This window comes from Phytomonospora endophytica, from assembly GCF_014202425.1.
Lineage (GTDB): Bacteria > Actinomycetota > Actinomycetes > Mycobacteriales > Micromonosporaceae > Phytomonospora > Phytomonospora endophytica.
The window spans coordinates 349,353-366,265 of the sequence record NZ_JACHGT010000006.1 but is presented as its reverse complement, the minus strand read 5'-3'; the positions used below and the strand labels follow the sequence as shown (position 1 = coordinate 366,265).

The 16,913-nt window shown below is 70.6% G+C and carries 16 protein-coding genes; 11 read left to right on the top strand and 5 right to left on the bottom strand.

The window, feature by feature from the left end; all coding sequences use genetic code 11:
• Nucleotides 1-514 precede the first annotated feature (514 nt).
• The 5 genes from HNR73_RS16150 to HNR73_RS16130 all read left to right on the top strand — a co-directional run bounded on the left by HNR73_RS16150 (nt 515) and on the right by HNR73_RS16130 (nt 4,335).
• Nucleotides 515-1,009, top strand: a complete 495-nt coding sequence (locus HNR73_RS16150) for an Rv3654c family TadE-like protein (RefSeq protein WP_184788281.1) — start codon at nt 515-517, stop codon at nt 1,007-1,009.
• Between the two features lie 367 nt (nt 1,010-1,376).
• Nucleotides 1,377-2,195: an HAD family hydrolase gene (locus HNR73_RS16145; protein WP_184788280.1), complete on the top strand. Its 819-nt coding sequence runs from the start codon at nt 1,377-1,379 to the stop codon at nt 2,193-2,195.
• A 55-nt stretch (nt 2,196-2,250) separates the two neighbouring features.
• Nucleotides 2,251-3,273, top strand: coding sequence for a LacI family DNA-binding transcriptional regulator (locus HNR73_RS16140; RefSeq protein WP_184788279.1), 1,023 nt, complete (start codon nt 2,251-2,253; stop codon nt 3,271-3,273).
• Nucleotides 3,274-3,293: 20 nt separating this feature from the next.
• Nucleotides 3,294-3,995 carry a phosphocholine cytidylyltransferase family protein gene (locus HNR73_RS16135; RefSeq protein WP_184788278.1) on the top strand — a complete coding sequence of 234 codons (702 nt, stop codon included), beginning with the start codon at nt 3,294-3,296 and terminating at the stop codon, nt 3,993-3,995.
• Nucleotides 3,996-4,167: 172 nt separating this feature from the next.
• Nucleotides 4,168-4,335, top strand: a complete 168-nt coding sequence (locus tag HNR73_RS16130; RefSeq protein WP_184788277.1) for a hypothetical protein — start codon at nt 4,168-4,170, stop codon at nt 4,333-4,335.
• Between the two features lie 91 nt (nt 4,336-4,426).
• Here the strand turns inward: HNR73_RS16130 and acs are convergent, their stop codons facing one another.
• On the bottom strand, nt 4,427-6,391 hold the full coding sequence (gene acs / locus HNR73_RS16125) for an acetate--CoA ligase (RefSeq protein ID WP_184788276.1): 1,965 nt from the start codon (nt 6,389-6,391) through the stop codon (nt 4,427-4,429).
• A gap of 235 nt (nt 6,392-6,626) precedes the next feature.
• Between acs and HNR73_RS16120 the strand changes: the two genes are divergently transcribed.
• A complete protein-coding gene (locus tag HNR73_RS16120) occupies nt 6,627-7,352 on the top strand; it encodes a Fic family protein (RefSeq protein ID WP_184788275.1) in 726 nt (241 codons plus the stop codon).
• Between the two features lie 66 nt (nt 7,353-7,418).
• On the opposite strand, the gene HNR73_RS16115 is transcribed toward HNR73_RS16120, so the two are convergent.
• The 4 genes from HNR73_RS16115 to HNR73_RS40745 form a co-directional block, all read right to left on the bottom strand.
• Nucleotides 7,419-8,990 (bottom strand): right-handed parallel beta-helix repeat-containing protein, encoded by a 1,572-nt coding sequence (locus HNR73_RS16115; protein WP_184788274.1) that lies wholly within the window; start codon nt 8,988-8,990, stop codon nt 7,419-7,421.
• 133 nt (nt 8,991-9,123) lie between these two features.
• Nucleotides 9,124-9,792 carry a hypothetical protein gene (locus tag HNR73_RS39065; protein WP_203685687.1) on the bottom strand — a complete coding sequence of 223 codons (669 nt, stop codon included), beginning with the start codon at nt 9,790-9,792 and terminating at the stop codon, nt 9,124-9,126.
• Nucleotides 9,793-9,857: 65 nt separating this feature from the next.
• Nucleotides 9,858-10,721 carry an NAD(P)-dependent oxidoreductase gene (locus HNR73_RS16105; RefSeq protein ID WP_184788273.1) on the bottom strand — a complete coding sequence of 288 codons (864 nt, stop codon included), beginning with the start codon at nt 10,719-10,721 and terminating at the stop codon, nt 9,858-9,860.
• Nucleotides 10,718-11,290 (bottom strand): DUF6058 family natural product biosynthesis protein, encoded by a 573-nt coding sequence (locus tag HNR73_RS40745; RefSeq protein ID WP_203685689.1) that lies wholly within the window; start codon nt 11,288-11,290, stop codon nt 10,718-10,720. Before HNR73_RS40745 ends, HNR73_RS16105 begins: the two co-directional genes overlap by 4 nt.
• A 112-nt stretch (nt 11,291-11,402) precedes the next feature.
• Between HNR73_RS40745 and HNR73_RS16095 the strand changes: the two genes are divergently transcribed.
• The 5 genes from HNR73_RS16095 (at nt 11,403) to HNR73_RS16075 (ending at nt 16,775) form a co-directional block, all read left to right on the top strand.
• Nucleotides 11,403-11,939 (top strand): hypothetical protein, encoded by a 537-nt coding sequence (locus HNR73_RS16095; RefSeq protein ID WP_184788272.1) that lies wholly within the window; start codon nt 11,403-11,405, stop codon nt 11,937-11,939.
• 780 nt (nt 11,940-12,719) lie between these two features.
• Entirely contained in the window at nt 12,720-14,447 is a 1,728-nt protein-coding gene (locus HNR73_RS16090) for a glycoside hydrolase family 35 protein (RefSeq protein ID WP_239121911.1), read from the top strand.
• A gap of 57 nt (nt 14,448-14,504) precedes the next feature.
• Nucleotides 14,505-15,434, top strand: coding sequence for an alpha/beta fold hydrolase (locus HNR73_RS16085; RefSeq protein ID WP_203685691.1), 930 nt, complete (start codon nt 14,505-14,507; stop codon nt 15,432-15,434).
• A 213-nt stretch (nt 15,435-15,647) separates the two neighbouring features.
• Nucleotides 15,648-15,869, top strand: a complete 222-nt coding sequence (locus HNR73_RS16080) for a hypothetical protein (RefSeq protein WP_184788270.1) — start codon at nt 15,648-15,650, stop codon at nt 15,867-15,869.
• Between the two features lie 33 nt (nt 15,870-15,902).
• Nucleotides 15,903-16,775, top strand: coding sequence for an alpha/beta fold hydrolase (locus HNR73_RS16075; RefSeq protein WP_184788269.1), 873 nt, complete (start codon nt 15,903-15,905; stop codon nt 16,773-16,775).
• Nucleotides 16,776-16,913 lie beyond the last annotated feature (138 nt).

Below are 16,913 nucleotides of genomic sequence, written 5' to 3'. Positions count from 1 at the left end.
CCGCCCGAACACAAGCAACGCGCGTAGCGCGGGGCGCGGGCCTTCGAACACGCGCACGCGAGGGATCGCGGGCCACCCGATCACGAGCAGCGCGAGAGAGGTGAGGCTCCAAGCGGGAGGCCTCGCGAACGGAAACGCGCGGGAATGCGGAGCCCGGACCGCCCGAACACAAGCAACGCGCGTAGCGCGGGGCGCGGGCCTTCGAACACGCGCACGCGAGGGATCGCGGGCCACCCGATCACGAGCAGCGCGAGAGACGTGAGGCTCCAAGCGAGAGGCCTCGCGAACGGAAGCGCGCGGAAATCGGAGCCCGGACCGCCCGAACGCGAGCAGCGCGAGAGACGTGAGGCTCCAAGCAAGAGGCCTCGCGAACACCAGCGACGCGCGGGGTGCGGGGTGCGAGGTGCGGGGCCCGGACCACCCGATCACGAGCAGCACGGGCACGGAACGCGGGCAACGCAAAGACAGCCGAATGAGAGGCGCGGGCCACCCCGCACGAGCGAAAGGAGCCACCATGAACCGAAGCCACCAAGCCCGCCCAACCCCCCGAAGCCACCAGTACCACCAGTCCCCCCGGTCCCGCCCAACCCCCCAAACTCCCCACCCCTTCCGCCCCTTCCACCCCTTCCGCCCCGGCGACGACACCGGCGCGGCCTCCGTCAGCGCTCTCGCGGTCGCGTTGAGCGTGCTGTTGTTCGCCCTGCTCGGCGTCACCTTCGCCACGGCGCTGCACGCCAGGCACCGCGCTCAGTCCGCCGCGGACTTCGCCGCGCTCGCCGCGGCGGGCCGTGCCCTGGAAGGGCAGGGCGAGGCGTGCGCGCGGGCGGCGGCGATCGCCGGTGCCAACGGCGCCACGGTCGAGTCGTGCGCTCTGGAGGGGCTGGACGCCGTCGTGACGGTGAGCGTGACTCCGGGGTTCGCGCCGACGGCCGCTCTCGGCGGCGCGGCGACGGCGGGCGCCCGGGCCGGGCCCGTGGCGCCGTTCACGCTGAACGAGGAGGCGCCGTGAGCATAGGCGTCACCGGCACCGTCCACACCGGACTCGGGCCGGGCGGCGGTCCATCGTGGACGGCGCGCGGCGGCGCCGGGAAAAGGCGCGGAGCTTTCCGGGGTAGAGGACGGCCCCTATCGGGGGGGAAGACAGGGGCCGTCGGGGGGTCCGGCTCCGGGGGGGATGCGAGCCAGACCCGCTCAGCGGCCACGGGGGGAGGCAACCGCTGAGGGTTCATTTGTGCGCGGGAACAAGGTTGGAGATGAAACCGCGTCACTTGTTTGTGTACCACAAGCATGCCCGAAGATGCACCCCGCCGTCGACCCGGGAGGCACGACGTGGCACGACACACGGCCGTTTGTCTACCCCACATAGACTCTTCGGCATGGCAGCTAGCGCCGCGTTCTTCGACCTCGACAAGACGGTCATCACCAAGTCGAGCGTCCTCGCGTTCGGGAAGCCCCTGTACCAAGGTGGCCTGATGAGCAGGGGCGCCGTCCTGCGTGCGGCCTACGCACAGCTCGTCTACAAGATCGCCGGGGCCGACGAGGACCAGATGGCCCGCACCCGCGACTATCTCGCGAAGTTGTGCGCGGGCTGGCCCATCGAGCAGGTTCAGCAAATCGTGGCCGAAACGCTGCACGACCTCATCGATCCCTACATCTACGCCGAGGCCGCCGCCCTCATCGAGGAGCACCAGTCGGCCGGGCGCGACGTCATCCTCGTGTCGGCCTCCGGCGAGGAGATGGTCCGGCCGATCGGGCAGCTGCTCGGCGTCGACGACGTCATCGCCACCCGCATGGTCGTCGCCGACGGCCGCTACACCGGCGACGTCGAGACCTACGTCGCCGGCCCGGTGAAGGCCGAGGCCATCGCCGAACTCGCCGCCGAGCGCGGCTACGACCTCGCCGAGTCCTACGCCTACAGCGACTCGGTCACCGACGTCCCGATGCTCGAAGTCGTCGGCCACCCGACGGCGGTGAACCCCGACCGCGCGCTGCGCAAGGTCGCCGCCGAACGCGACTGGCCGATGGTCACCTTCAAGCACCCCATCTCGCTGCGCCGCCGCTTCGCGAACCTGCGCGAGCGCCCGGCGATCCCGACGGCCACGATCGCCCTCGGCCTGGGCGTCGTCGTCGCGGCCGGGCTGATCATCTACACCAAGCGCCGCAGGAAGCGCCTCGCGCTCGCCGCCGGGAGCTGAGCCACGCCCTTTCACTGACTCGTACTCCCTGGCCGCGGGGTGTTACCTTCCCCAGATGTCCACGCAGCGGCAGGCCCGGCTGGCCGACGTGGCCGCCCTCGCCGGGGTTTCCCCCGCGACGGCGTCCCGCGTCCTCAACGGCTCCCCCCACCGGGTCACCAAGACCCTCCACGAGCGCGTCCTGGCCGCCGCGCGTGAGCTTCGTTACGCCCCCAACGCGCAGGCCCAGGCCCTGGCCCGCAAGACCTCCGGCACGATCGCGCTGCTCCTCCACGACGTCGCCGACCCCTACTTCGCGGCCATCGCCGGCGGGGTCCTCGCCGCCGCCGACGCCCGCGGCGTGCGCGTCCTCATCGCCGACACCGGCAGCGACCCCCGCGCCAAGGCCGGACACCTCGCGGCCCTGCGCACCCACCGCCCCCGCGGGGCGATCCTGGTCGGCTCACGCACCACCGACGAGGCCGCCGAGGCCGAACTGGCCGCCGAGCTCGACGAACTCCGCGCCGGCGGCTCCAACGTCGTCGCCGTCGGCCAGCCGGGCCTGCCCGGCGCGGTCGTGCGGCCCGACAACCACGCCGGCGCCCGCCGCCTCGCCGAATACCTCGCCGCCGCCGGGCACCGCTCATACGGTGTCGTGGCGGGCCCCCCGAGCCTCCTGACCGTCGGGGAACGCCTCGCCGGGTTCACCGAGGGCCTCGCCGCCGCCGGGATCACGCTCGACCCGGGCGCCGTACGGCACGCCGACTTCAGCCGCGACGGCGGCTACGAGGCCGGCCGCGCCTTCGACGTGCCCGCGACGGCCGTGTTCGTCACCGGCGACGTCATGGCCACCGGCTTCTGCACGGCCCTCCGCGAGCGCGGGATCTCCGTACCCGGCGACGTGTCGGTCGCCGGATTCGACGACGTGCCCGTCGTCGCCGACCTGTCACCGGCACTGACGACCGTGCGCCTGCCGCTGGGCGAGATGGGCTCACGCGCGCTCACCCTGGCCCTCGACGGCCCGGCCGACACCGTCGAGGAGACGGTCGCCGAACTGGTCGTGCGCAGTTCCGTCCGCCGACTCGATTCGGGGAAGTGAACGCGGGGTAGCGTGAGGGGATGTCGCTGAACGTCGTCATCCTCGCCGCGGGCATGGGCACGCGCCTCGGCCGCCCCCACCCGAAGCCGCTGACGCCGCTGGCCGACGGCCGCAGCATCCTGCGCCAGCAGCTCGACCACATCCACACGACCTTCCCCGAAGCGCACGTGTCGATCGTCGTCGGCTTCAAGATGGAGCAGGTCATGGAGGCCGCCGCCGGCGACGCCTCCTTCGTCTACAACGAGCTCTTCGACCAGACCAACACCTCGAAGAGCCTCCTGAAGGCGCTGCGCCTGGCCCCGTCGGGCGGGGTGCTGTGGTTCAACGGCGACGTCGTCTTCGAGCCGGGCCTGCTCGCCGAACTCGCGCCGGTCATCGGCGAAGGCAACAGCTTCGTGTGCGTCAACACCGCCCGTGTCGCCGACGAGGAGGTCAAGTACACCCTCGACGACGACGGCTACATCAACGAGCTGTCGAAGAAGGTCGTCGGCGGGCTCGGCGAGGCCGTCGGCATCAACTTCGTGTCCCCGGGCGACCGGCCGACCTTCATCCGGCACCTCGACCTCGTCGACGACGGCGAGTACTTCGAAGGCGGTCTGGAAGGCGCGATCTCCTCCGACGGGCTGCGCGTGCGCGCCGTCGACATCTCCGCCTTCGGCTGCGTCGAGGTGGACTTCGACGAGGACCTGACCCGCGCCAACGAGCTGGACTCGCGCGCCTAGGCGGGAAACCCCGGGAGACCTTCCGTGCGCACCCGCACACGTGGAGTGCGACCCGGCCACGTCGGGTAAGTCCAATTCACCCTTTTGCACCCGTTACCCGCCGCCCTCTCGGCTCGTTGATCCCCACAGACGCAATCTGCATAGGCAGATTGCCCGCGAGAAGGGGGTCGGCATGATCACCCGCGAACACGAGGACCGGGCCGAGACGTACACCGCCGGACCGGGCTTCACCCTCGAAGTGGACACGTCGGCGGCCGTCGAGCCACCGTACGAGTGGCGCGCGCCGGACACCGCCGACGCGGCGGGCGAACGCGGTCGTGACGACGCGCTCGCCGACTGAGGGCCGTGCCCCGGCATCGTGGTGGGCCGGGGCATGAGAAAAGCGGCCCGGGCGCGAAGCCCGGGCCGCCAGGTCATGAGGCCTGTTCCGGCTAGTCCTCCGGCTTGCCCTTGTCCATGCCCTGCGAGATCAGGTCCATGACCGCCGAGTCCTGGAGCGTCGTCACGTCGCCCAGCGAGCGGTGCTCGGCGACGTCGCGCAGCAGGCGGCGCATGATCTTGCCCGAGCGGGTCTTCGGCAGCTCCGGCACCAGCATGATCTGGCGCGGCTTGGCGATCGGGCCGAGCTTGGCCGCGACGTGGTTGCGCAGCTCGGTGGTCAGGCCGTCGTCGGGCTCGACCGAACCCCGCAGGATCACGAACGCGACGATGCCCTGTCCGGTGATCGGGTCGGTCGCGCCGACCACCGCCGACTCGGCCACCTTCGGGTGACTGACCAGCGCCGACTCGACCTCGGTGGTCGAGATGTTGTGCCCCGACACCAGCATCACGTCGTCGACGCGGCCGAGCAGCCAGATGTCGCCGTCGTCGTCGCGCTTGGCGCCGTCACCGGCGAAGTACATCGCGTCGAACTTCGACCAGTAGGTGTCGATGAAGCGCTGGTCGTCGCCCCAGATCGTGCGGAGCATGCTCGGCCACGGCTCCCGCAGCACGAGGTAGCCGCCACCGCCGTTCGGCACCGAATTGCCCTCGTCGTCGACGACGTCGGCGGCGATGCCGGGCAGCGGACGCTGCGCCGAACCGGGCTTGGTCGACGTGACGCCGGGCAGCGGCGAGATCATCATCGCGCCCGTCTCGGTCTGCCACCACGTGTCCACGATCGGCGTCTTGCCCGAACCGATGTTGTCGCGGTACCAGATCCACGCCTCGGGGTTGATCGGCTCGCCGACCGAACCGAGGATGCGCAGGCTCGACAGGTCGAACTTGGCGGGGATGTCGTCGCCCCACTTGGCGAAGGTGCGGATCGCGGTCGGCGCGGTGTAGAGCAGCGTGACCTTGTACTTCTCGACGATCTCCCAGAAGCGCCCGCGGTGCGGCGTGTCGGGCGTGCCCTCGTACATGACCTGCGTGGCGCCGTTCGACAGCGGCCCGTAGACGATGTAGGAGTGGCCGGTGACCCAGCCGATGTCGGCGGTGCACCAGTACACGTCCGACTCGGGCTTGAGGTCGAAGACCGCGTGGTGGGTGTACGAGGCCTGCGTCAGGTACCCGCCGGTGGTGTGCAGGATGCCCTTCGGCTTCGCCGTGGTGCCCGAGGTGTAGAGGATGAACAGCGGGTGCTCGGCGTCGAAGTCCTGGGCCTCGTGGTCCTCCGAGGCGCCGCCGACGGCGTCGTGCCACCACACGTCCTTGTCGGTCCACGCGACGTCCTCGCCGGTGCGGCGGACGACCAGGACCTTCTCCACCGACGGGGCCAGGGCCACCGACTCGTCGACGGTCGGCTTCAGCGCGGAGGGTTTCCCACGGCGGTAGCCGCCGTCGGCGGTGATGACGACCTTCGCGGTGGCGTCGTTGATGCGGCCCGACAGCGCGTCGACGGAGAAGCCGCCGAACACGACGTTGTGCGTCGCGCCGATCCGCGCGCAGGCCAGCATCGCCACGGCCGCCTCGGGGATCATCGGCAGGTAGATCGCGACGCGGTCACCGGCGACGACGCCGAGGTCGGTCAGCGCGTTGGCCGCCTTCTTGACCTCGGTCAGCAGCTCGGCGTAGGTGACGACGCGCTCGTCGCCGGCCGGCTCGCCCTCCCAGTAGATGGCGACGCGGTCACCGTTTCCCGCCTCGACGTGGCGGTCGAGGCAGTTGTAGGCGACGTTGAGTTTCCCGCCGATGAACCACTTCGCGAAAGGCGGGTTGGTCCAGTCGAGGGTCTGCTCCCAGTCGGTGCCCCAGTGCAGGCGGCGCGCGGCCTGCTCCCAGAAGCCGAGGCGGTCGGCGGAGGCCTGCTCGTAGGCCTCGGCGGTGACGTTCGCGGTCGCGGCCAGCGCCGGGGGCGGGTCGAACCTGCGGGTCTCGGTGAGGAGGTTGGCGAGGGTCTCCTGCGGGGTGTCTGTCATGGTCAACGAGCTCCCTTGTCGTACTGGCGTTGCGCGCGCGTCACCTGGCCGCTGCGACGTGATGTCTGTCGTATGACCCATGACACTAGCGCGCCCGACCTGAGCACGGATAGCACGTAGGTTGCACGTGAGTGAAGCAGAACTGCTAGCAGCGCGCAGTAACACGCAAGATCAAGTTGTTTTCCACCTTTCCGCCCGAATCCACGAGATCCATACCGACCGGTAACGTCGCGTCATGACCTCGCTCTCCCCGCTGACGGAACTTCCCGACGTCGCCGCCGCCCTCGACTCGGCGCGGGCGCGGGTCGACAAGGCCCTGTGGAACCGGACGCTGCGCCGCCACGGCGCCACGGTCGCCACCGAGGTCTCGCTCATCGACGCCGTCGCCTCGGCCGCCCTCGAAGGCGCCTCCTACGACCTGGAGGAGGTGCGCGGCGGGACGGTCACCGACCCGGTCGCGCAAGGCGCCCTGCGCGTCGCCGCCGCCCTGCCGGAGCTGGCCGGCGTGTGGGAGAAGGCACCGAGGCAGGCGCTGGCGCGGCTGCACCTGCTCGCCGCGAGGGGCGTCGCCGAAGGCGACGAACTCGGGCGGCCGGTCCGCGGCGGCGAGCGCCTGTCGATGCTGTGCGACCTCGTCGTGAGCGACCGCGAGTCGCCGGCGATCCTCCTGGCCGCGGTCGTGGAGGCGGAGTTGCTGTCGCTGCGGGTCTTCGACACGGGGAACGGCCTGGTCGCGCGGGCGGCGGGGAAGTTGTGCCTCGCGGTGCGGGGCCTCGACCCGCGTGGGCTGGTCGCCGTCGACGCGGGGCACGCGGCTCGTGAGCCGGAGTACGTGGGCTCGGCGAACGCCTTCGCGACGGGGACGCCCGATGGTGTGCGGTCGTGGCTGCGGCATTACGCCTCGGCCGTCGAGGAGGGCTGCGAGGTCATGGAGACGGTCTGCGCGCGCGTGATGGACTGAGGCGCGCATGGATGTGCGTGGTGTGCCGCCGGACGGGCACGTCTCCGCGCCCGCCCGGCGGACCGGTCACAAGGTCACGACTCTCCCGCCGAGGGTGACGACGAGCCGCCCGTCGGAGGCGTAGGACCAGCCGAGGGCTCCGCCGTAGTTCGAGCAGCGTGAGCCGTTGGTCCCCGACCAGAACTGGTTGCTGGAGTCGGCGTCGCCGACGACGCGGTCATTGGTCCCGCCGCCGGAGCGGCATGAGGTGTCGCTCCGGAAGACCGAGCTCCCGCCGTCGAAGGAGTAGTTGCGTTCGGTGTTGTCGACGCTCAGGTTCGACGAGATCGACATGGTGCCGAGGTTGCGGTTGTAGGTGAAGCCGTGTTTGCCGTTGCCGAAGGCGATGCTGCGGCGGACGGTGTGGTTGACGCCGATGTCCTCACCGCCGAGCTTGTAGCCGTTGCGGTCCCCGTTTCCCGCCTGGGACCCGTCGCTGAGGGTGCCGTTGCGGTAGGACAGCGAGTCCTCGATCGTCACCGCGCCGATGGGTCCGGTGTCGGTCTTGGTGTAGAGGTCCCAGCCGTCGTCGATGTTGTTGTGCGCGACGGCGTAGCGGAAGACGTTGCCGGGGCCGGAGGTGAGTTTCGCGGCGAAGCCGTCGGCGTCCTCGCCGTCGGAGTCGGCGTTGTCGTGCGACTCGGCGCTGAGGATGAGGTTGTTCGCCGGCCACTGCGACTGCGGGGTGCTCGACGCCGTCCGGGACAGCTGGAGGCCGGTGTCGCGGTTGAAGCGGGTGATCGTGCGCTCGAAGATGTTGTTGCTGCCGCCGACGAAGATGCCGTTGTCGCCGGCGCGTTCGACGACGATGCCGGTGATGTGCCAGTAGGCACCGTTGACGGCGACGCCGCGGTTGGCGGGGTCCTCGCTCTGGGCGGCGAAGTTGAGGACGGGGGTCTCGCCGGGGTAGGCGGACAGTTTCTTGCGTGCGCTCGACGTGCCGTTGTTGCCGGCCGCGATCTGGACGGTCTGCGACAGGGCGTAGACGCCGCCACGCGCGTAGATCGTGCCGCCGGCGGCGACGCGGGTGATGGCCGAGGTGAGCGTCGTCGGGTCGGACACCGTGCCGGTGGCGCCGTCGCGGCCGTTCGGCGCGATGTAGAGGGCGTCGCCGGGCGGGGTCGTACCGCCGCCGATGTCGAAGGTGAGGGAGTCGACGTTGGGCAGGCCGTTGGCGGTCGTCGGGCTGAGCCGGATCGTGTTCGAGCCCGTCGAGACGGGGACGGTGAAGGTCTTGGTGACCCAGGTGCTCCACGCGCCCGTGCCCTCGAACGAGGGTGTCTGGAGGGTCGTGCCGTTGACGACGAGCTGCGCCGGACGCGCGGTGGTCGTGCCGTTGGCGAAGCGGACGCCGACGGTCGCGTTGCCCGCCGACGCGGAGTTGACCGTGAACTGGGCGTGGGCGCCGACGGCGTTGGTGGCGTTGCAGAAGCCGGCGCCGGTGAAGCCGGGCCAGTCGGCGTCGATCGTGCCGGTACAGACGGCCGGTGAGGTCTCGGCCTCGTAGGCGACGGGTGCGGCCGTCGCCGGGGTGGGGGTGAGTAACGCGGCCGCTAAGGCGAGGGACGCTGCGGCGAGGAGGGTGCGGGTTCGCGACATCGGGAACTCCAAGGTCGAGCGCGGCGGACGTGCCGGGGCCGCGTCGGTGAGATGGAGCTTCAGGCTATGGAAAGCGCTTTCCAGTTTTCAAGGGCTGGGGTTTGCAGGTTGCTTGCAGGGTTGTTGCAGTGCTTCAGGCCTGCGGCGGGTACTGCTGCCAGCCCTGCTGCGGGGGCTGGCCGGGCTGCTGGCCGGACTGTCCGGGCTGCTGACCCCACTGCTGATATCCCGGAGGCGTCTGCGGCTGACCCCAGCCGGGCTGCTGCGGCTGCTGCGGTTGCGCGCCCGGCTGCTGACCCCACTGCTGCGGCGCCTGCCCGGGCTGCTGGCCCCACTGACCGGGATGCGTCTGCGGCTGACCCCAGCCCGGCTCCTGCGCGCCCGGCTGCTGACCCCACTGCTGAGGCACCTGCTGCCCCTGGGCACTCCACTGCTGCGCGCCCGGGTTCTGCTGGTTCCACTGCTGCGCCGTCGGGGCCGGCACGTCGCGCTTGTCGCCGCTGGAGCTCTCCTTGAAGATGCCCACGACGCCCCAGATGAGCGCCGCCCAGGGCCCGAACAGGATGCACAGCGTGCTCTTCCCGCCGCCGATCCAGATCTCGTTCCACACGCCACCGAGGCACAACAGCCCGACGACGAGCAGCACCAGACCGAGGATCCCGAAGAAGACCCGCTTCCCGACGGTGTTCTTCCCGCCGATCGCGGCGACGACCATCAGCCCGACGCCGCTGATGGCGAAACTCCAGGCGAGCCCGTTGAACAAGGCGTCGTTCGTAATGTCGGCGGCGAGCAGAGTCGGCATCGGCGTGGTCTCTCAGTACAGGGGCGTGGGCGCGGACGAGCGCAGGATACGGCCGCGGCGCCACTCTACGACGCGAGCTCCCCCGTGCGCAGCCTCCGAACGACGGCTTGTGCATCGGCGTTCCGGCCGACGTCTTCGGGCGCGGTGTGCGCGAGCTCCGTCGTCGCGACGGCGCGCCAGACCTCGGCGACCGCCTCGAACAGCGCCGGCGACAACCCCGCGTCGCGCTGGGTGGCGGCGATCTCCAGCATCTCGCCGACGAAGCGGTCGGCCTTGGACGCCGACAGCGCGACCTTGTCGACCGGGTCGAGCATCCGCCCGAGGTCGCCGACGACGAGGTCGACGACCCCGTGCGTGTGGGCGGTGGCCAGGGCGTTCGTCATGAGAGCACCGAGTCCTTTGTAGACGCTGGCGGTGCACATCTTCACGGCGCTCGCCGCGCCGATCCGGTCGGAGACGATGACCGGCTCGATCGAACCGTTCCAGGGGAGTCCGGCGATCTCGGCGGCGCGGGGGCCCGAGAAGTAGACGGTCGCGCCGGGGCTGCGGTCGGGCGGCGGGCCGGAGATGGAGCCGTCGACGACGTCGAGGTCGGCGAGCAGGTCGGCGACGGCCTCGACGGTCGGCGGCGCGATCGCGTTGAGGTCGGCGAACAGCGGCGTTCGCCCGGTGCGCGCGACGGCTCCGGCGACCTCGCCCGCGACGGCCAGGGCCGCGGCGGGCGGGACGATCGAGAGGATGACGTCGGCGGCGTCGAGGACGTCGTCGAGGCGGTCGACGGTGGTGAGTCCCGCGTCGGCGATGAGGCGGCGGGTCCGTTCGGAGCGCCCGGCCACGCCGGTGACGACATGGGCGCCGCCGTCGAGCAGCGCCCGGCCCACGCCGGCGCCCATGAATCCGGCGCCGACGATTCCCACGGTTACGGTCATCCCGACAAGGTAGTCCCGGGGTAGTCCCGTCGTACAGCGTCGATGCAGCGGTCGCGGGAGACGGGGCCGCCGAAACGGAGCCGGTCGTACAAGGTGAACGGCGGTTCAAGTTCATCGAGCTCATCGACCGCCGCATGCAACTCCGCCAGCCAGCCCGCGTCGTCGGGCTTCGGCGCTGCGGTGAGGGTCTCGATGGCGACGACGAGGCGATCCTTGGCGCGGATGTTGGCGGGGGTGACCGACGTGAGGCAGACGTAGCGGCCGGAGGTGTAGGCGAGGAATTCAAGGCCGAAGACCTCGGGGAGAGCGTCGATGCCGTGCTCGTCGGGGAGGCGGAGGTAGTCGGGGGGGACCATCTCGGTGCCGTCGGAGCGGAGGTAGCCGGGGAGTGGCAGGCGCCCGGCGAGGATGTGGCGGCGCAGGTCGTCGGATGTTTCGTCGCGACCGGCGGTGACCTCGTCGAGGGTCGCGAAGTACGCGGTGACGTAGGTGTCGTCGGCGGGGGTCATGGGATGTTCGCCGTTGCGGGAGATGAAGTACCCGGCGACGGCTTCACGGAGTTCGATCATGGGTATGACGTTAGGACCGCGACGTTTCGGCGCGCACCGAAAGTCCACAAGGGACGGTCTTGTCGGTGGGCGCGGTTATGGTCTCGCCACCGAACGACAGGAGCCGTGAGAGATGATCGTGTCCGGGGACGCCCGCCCCATGTGCGGGGTTGTAGCGAAGAGTTCGACCGCCGGCCCGGAGGGTGGTCTGCTTCGTCTTCTGCGCGATGATTCGGCGCTCGATCTGGTGGTGATCGGGGCCGCCAGGGGCGACCTGGCGGGGTTGGCGAGGCGGTTGCGGGACGCGGGGACGCGGGTGCGTTCGCTGACGGTGCGCCCGGCCGACGGCGAGGTGATCGATCTGCGGGATGTGGACTTCGCGGTGGTGACGCCGTTGCTCAGGACGCTGCGGATCACGCGGGCGCGGATCAACGGGTCGGTGTTCGGACATCCGACGTTGACGAGGTTGTCGCTGGATCGGGTGGTGTACGACGGCCCTCGGGAGATCGCGCTGGGGGACGGGATCGAGTGGGTGCGGGTGAGGGGTTCGATGCTGCCGCCGGAGTCGTTCACGGTGGGGCCGGGCTCGGCGTTGCGCGCGTTCCGCTGGGAAGAGGACGCGGTGCCGGCGATGCGCGGACGACGACTGCATCTGGTGTCGGAGAATTAGGTCAGGCCCACATTTAGGTCGAGCCTGAACATGGGCCCGACCGAAGTGCTCCGCGGACCCGGACCGGGCACGCCCGGCGGTTGTCCACAACCGGTGGGTTATCCACAACGAACGCCGCTCACGTTCGCCACCCCATGCCTGCGACGGCGCTACGGTCGAACGTAGGGAGGAGGCCGGGAGGCCCCTCGGGGCCGTTCACGTTTTCCGGAACACCGCTCCGCCCAAAGCGGGCGGCAAGACGTCCGCGCGCCACCCGGACGAGGACAGGCTCTCAAGAGCTCACCGGCCAAGCCGGGGATCCAAGTCACGGCCCCGTGAGTGCGAGCCCCGCTTCGCGCTCCGCCCACGCCGGGAACCCGGCACCGGCGGGGGCCGGGCCCGATCCCATACCGCGAAGGCGGTTTCGTCCGCGCCGCCAACAGAACGCCGCCACGAAACACGGAAAACGGCACCTCTCGCGAGGTGCCGTTTTCGCTGGCACGTCCGGTCCTGGCTACCATGCGTGCGCTGTTCTCGTCGTGTCGGGTCCTCTGTCGGACCCGGCGCGTCGCGCCTCCCGCGGCTGGTCGCGCGTGGGTACCTGGTGGCCGTGCACGGAGCTCACTCCTCAACAGTCTGGGAACGTATCCCGGGGACGTTGTGCGAGGTCCGCATTTCCTTTGTACGCCCTTACCTGCGAGTAGTGAACCCTTAGACGTGATCCGTTTTCGTCTTTTTGTCGCCTGGGTCGTGACCGTGCCCGCTGGTCACCTGAACGGAGTGTGGGTACAGTGTCGGATCGTGTTGACTACCGCTGATTTCACCGACCCGAACCGGTTGATCGTGTCGGGTGCCCTGCACTACTTCCGGGTCCTCCCGCAGCAGTGGTCGCACCGCCTGCGCATGCTGCGCGCGATGGGCGCCAACGCCGTCGAGACCTACGTCCCGTGGAACCTCCACGAGCGTCGCCGCGGCGAGTTCGACTTCACCGGCATCGCCGACCTCGACGCCTTCCTGCTCGCCGCCGCCGACGAGGGCCTCGCCGCGATCGTGCGTCCCGGCCCCTACATCTGCGCCGAGTGGGAGAACGGCGGCCTGCCCGTCTGGCTTCGCGCCGAGAACCGCGACCAGCCCCTGCGCTGCATGGACGACACCTACCTCGCCGCCGTCGACGCGTTCTTCGACGAGCTGATCCCCCGGGTCGCGGCCCGGCAGGCGACGCGGGGCGGCAACGTCATCGCCGTCCAGGTCGAGAACGAGTACGGCTCCTACGGCAGCGACTTGACATACCTTCGGTACGTATGTGACGGGTTGGTGAGGCGGGGCATCGACGTTCCGTTGTTCACCTCCGATGGACCCGAGGACGCGATGCTGACCGGCGGCACCGTTCCGGGCGTCCCCGCGACGGTCAACTTCGGGTCGCGCCCCAAGGAGGCCTTCGCCAAGCTCGCCGAGGTCCGGCCCGGCGACCGCCCCTGGTGCATGGAGTTCTGGAACGGCTGGTTCGACCACTGGACCGAGCCGCACCACACCCGCGACCCGCACGACGCCGCCCAGGTCCTCGCCGAGATGCTGGACGCGGGCGCGTCGGTCAACATCTACATGGCCCACGGCGGCACGAACTTCGGCACCTGGGCCGGCGCCAACCACGATGGCACTTACCAGCCGACCGTGACCTCCTACGACTACGACGCGCCCATCGACGAACGCGGCGCGGCGACCGTCAAGTACGGCCTGTTCCGTGAGGTCATCGGCCGCCACCTCCCCCTCGACGTCGAGCCGCCCGCCCCGGCGCCCGTCCTCCCCGCGCGACGCGTCGCCCTCACCGAGACCCTCTCGCTGCGCACCGCCATGGCCGGCCTTCCCGCCCACACCTCGGCGATGCCGCCGACCTTCGAGCAGCTCGGCGTCGACCACGCCCTCGTCCTCCACCGCCACACCCTTCGCGGCCCGCGCGAGACGCAGAAACTCACCGTCGACGACCTCCGCGACCGCGCGCAGCTCTTCCTCGACGACCGTGAACTCGCGGTCTTCGAGCGCGACGGCCGCACCGACATCGACCTCGCCTCCCCCGCGCCCGAGGCGACCCTTGAACTGCTCGTCGAGTCGATGGGCCGCGTCAACTACGGTCCGCTGGTCGGCGAGTCCAAAGGGATCCTGGGCGGTGTACGGCATCGCCTGCAGACTCTGCACGGTTGGGAGTCGCGGGTCTTCGGGCTCGACGACATCTCCGCGTTGCCTTGGGGCGAAACCGAAAGCCCGCCCGGTCCGGCGTTCCATCGGGGCACCTTCGCCGCCGAGTCCCCCGCCGACGGGTTCCTCGCCCTCCCGGGCTGGGTGAAGGGCCACGTCTGGGTCAACGGCTTCCTCCTCGGGCGTTACTGGAACGCCGGACCGCAGAAGTCGCTGTACGTGCCGTGGCCGGTGGTCGTCGAGGGCGACAACGAGGTCGTGGTCCTGGAACTACATCCTTCGCAGGTCACCGACACCTCCGTCGAACTGCTGTCCGAGCCCGACCTCGGTGCGTGACCCGGCTCTCAGCCTCTTCTCAGGACAGGCATCGCGCGGCTTCGTAGGCTGTAGCTCATGATGCGGCCCGCGACATTCGACGAGACCGATGTGCTCATCGACGGGCCGTGGCGTCACCGCTTCGTCGACGCCAACGGCTCCCGCTTCCACATCGCCGAGATGGGCACCGGGCCGCTGATCCTGCTGCTGCACGGCTACCCGGGTTTCTGGTGGACGTGGCACAAGCAGATCGAGGCCCTCGCCGACGCCGGTTACCGCGTCGCCGCCATGGATCTGCGCGGGTACGGCGCCAGCGACAAGCCGCCGCGCGGCTACGACGCCTACACGATGGCCAGCGATGTCACCGGCCTGATCCGCGCGCTCGGCGAGCGCGACGCGGTCATCGTCGGCCATGATCTCGGCGGCATGCTCGGCTGGGCGGCGGCGAGTTTCCACCCGCAGATGGTGCGGCGGCTGATCGTGATGTCGGCGGCGCATCCGCTGCGGCTGCGCACGGCGCTGGCGGTCGACCCGCGCGGTCAGCTCGCGGCGAGCAAGCACATCCTGCGTTTCCAGCTGCCCCGGTACGAGCACGTCGTGACCAAGGACGGTGCGCGGATGATCGGGCAGTTCATCCGCCGCTGGTCGGGTCCGAAGTGGACGGGGACGGCCGACTTCGTCGAGTACTCCAGGCGTTGCCGTGAGGCGATGCAGATCCCGCAGGTCTCGTTCTGCGCGCTGGAGGCCTACCGCTGGGTCTTCCGGACGGGGATCCGGGTGGCCGGGCGGCGGTTCGTGCGGTTGATGCAGGAGCCGATCCGGGTGCCGACGCTTCAGCTGCACGGCGCCTACGACACCTGTGTCCTGCCGCGGACGGCGCAGGGTTCGGGTCGTTACGTCAAGGCGCGCTACGAGTGGCGGCTGCTGGAGGACGTGGGGCATTTCCCGCATCTGGAGGCGCCGGAGCTGGTGACCGGCGAGATCCTGCGGTGGATCAAGGAAATGTGAATCTTTCGCCTACTTCGGGTATGTCGCGCCGATGGGGTGAGCCCTCGCACTGACCTCGGCGTTGTGCTTCGGCACCGCGCTCCTCTACGCCCTCGTCGCCAAGCGCGGCCGTCACGGTGTGGTGATCGCGGCGTACGCGCAGACGGCCGGGACGGTCGTGAGCGTCGCGACGGCCTGCGCCGTCCCCGGTCCTGGCGGGTCTGCTTCTGCTCGGTGAGCGCCCGTCGGTGGTCGCGCGGCCGCAACGGCGGCGGGACCGCCCTGACAAGGTCGGGTCTCGCGGTGGCCGGAGTGTGCTTCGCCGTGCCGTACCCGGCCGGGACCGCCGGGAGCATGCTCCACCTGCCGGCCTCGCACACCCAGCTGCTCACCGCCGCGCGGACGGCCGGACTGACCTGCGCCGCCGCCGCGATCGCCTGGATCGCCACGGGGTGACCCGCTCCGCTAACGTTGGGTCAGGAGGCAGCCATGGAAACCCGCCGGTTCCACGTCCGGGGCGCCGAGCTCCAAGCCCTGGTCTTCGGTGATCCCGCCGCCGCGAACACCGCACTGGCCGCCCACGGCCTGACCTCCTCGGCGATCTCGTTCGCCTCGATCGCCCGGCGGCTCCCCGGCGACTGGCGACTCGTCTCCCTGGACCTGCGTGGACGCGGCGGCAGCGCCGGGCAGCCCGGCCCGTACGGAGTGGACGCGCACGCCGCCGACCTCGTCGCCGTCGCCCGACGGCTCGAAACCCGGTCGGTCCTGACCGGACATTCGCTGGGCGCCTACGCCGCGCTGCGCGCCGCCGCCGGGCATGCGGAGCTGTTCACCGGCCTCGTGCTCGTCGACGGAGGGCTGCCCCCGCCCGCCGTGAACGGCGCCGACCTGCTCGGTTACACCGTCACGCCCACCGTCACCCGCCTCGGCCGGACCTTCGCCGACGAGGACGACTACATCGACTTCTACCGCCGACAGCCCGCGCTGGCGCACGACTGGTCGCCCGAGATCGAGACCTACATCCGCTACGACATCTGCGGGGGCCCCGGCGCCGTGCGCTCGCGGACCGACCCGGCATCGGTGCGCGCCGACATCGCCGACCTGCTCGCCAACGGCGATCTCGTCGCCGCCGACCTCATCAGGCTGACCCTCCCGGCGCGGCTGTTCCACGCGTCGGCGGGCATGCTCGGCCGCCCACCTGGGATGCTGCCGAAGGGCAACGTCGACGGCTGGACACGGAAGGCGCCCATGCTGACGGCTCGGCTCCTCGACGGCGTGAACCACTTCACGATCGTGCTCGCCGACTCCGCGACGGCGCAGATCGCCGCGGAGATCGCGTCCATCGGCGATCGCGCGCGGTGACGTCCACGGTGGTCACGTATTTGTTATGTGCCGCCACTGTCACTTTTAGACGGACGGTGGGAGACTGGACATAGAGGACGTTCGGTACGCCCACGGCCGCCCCGCCGAGTTGCCGCGCGACCTCTGCAGTACCGGCGC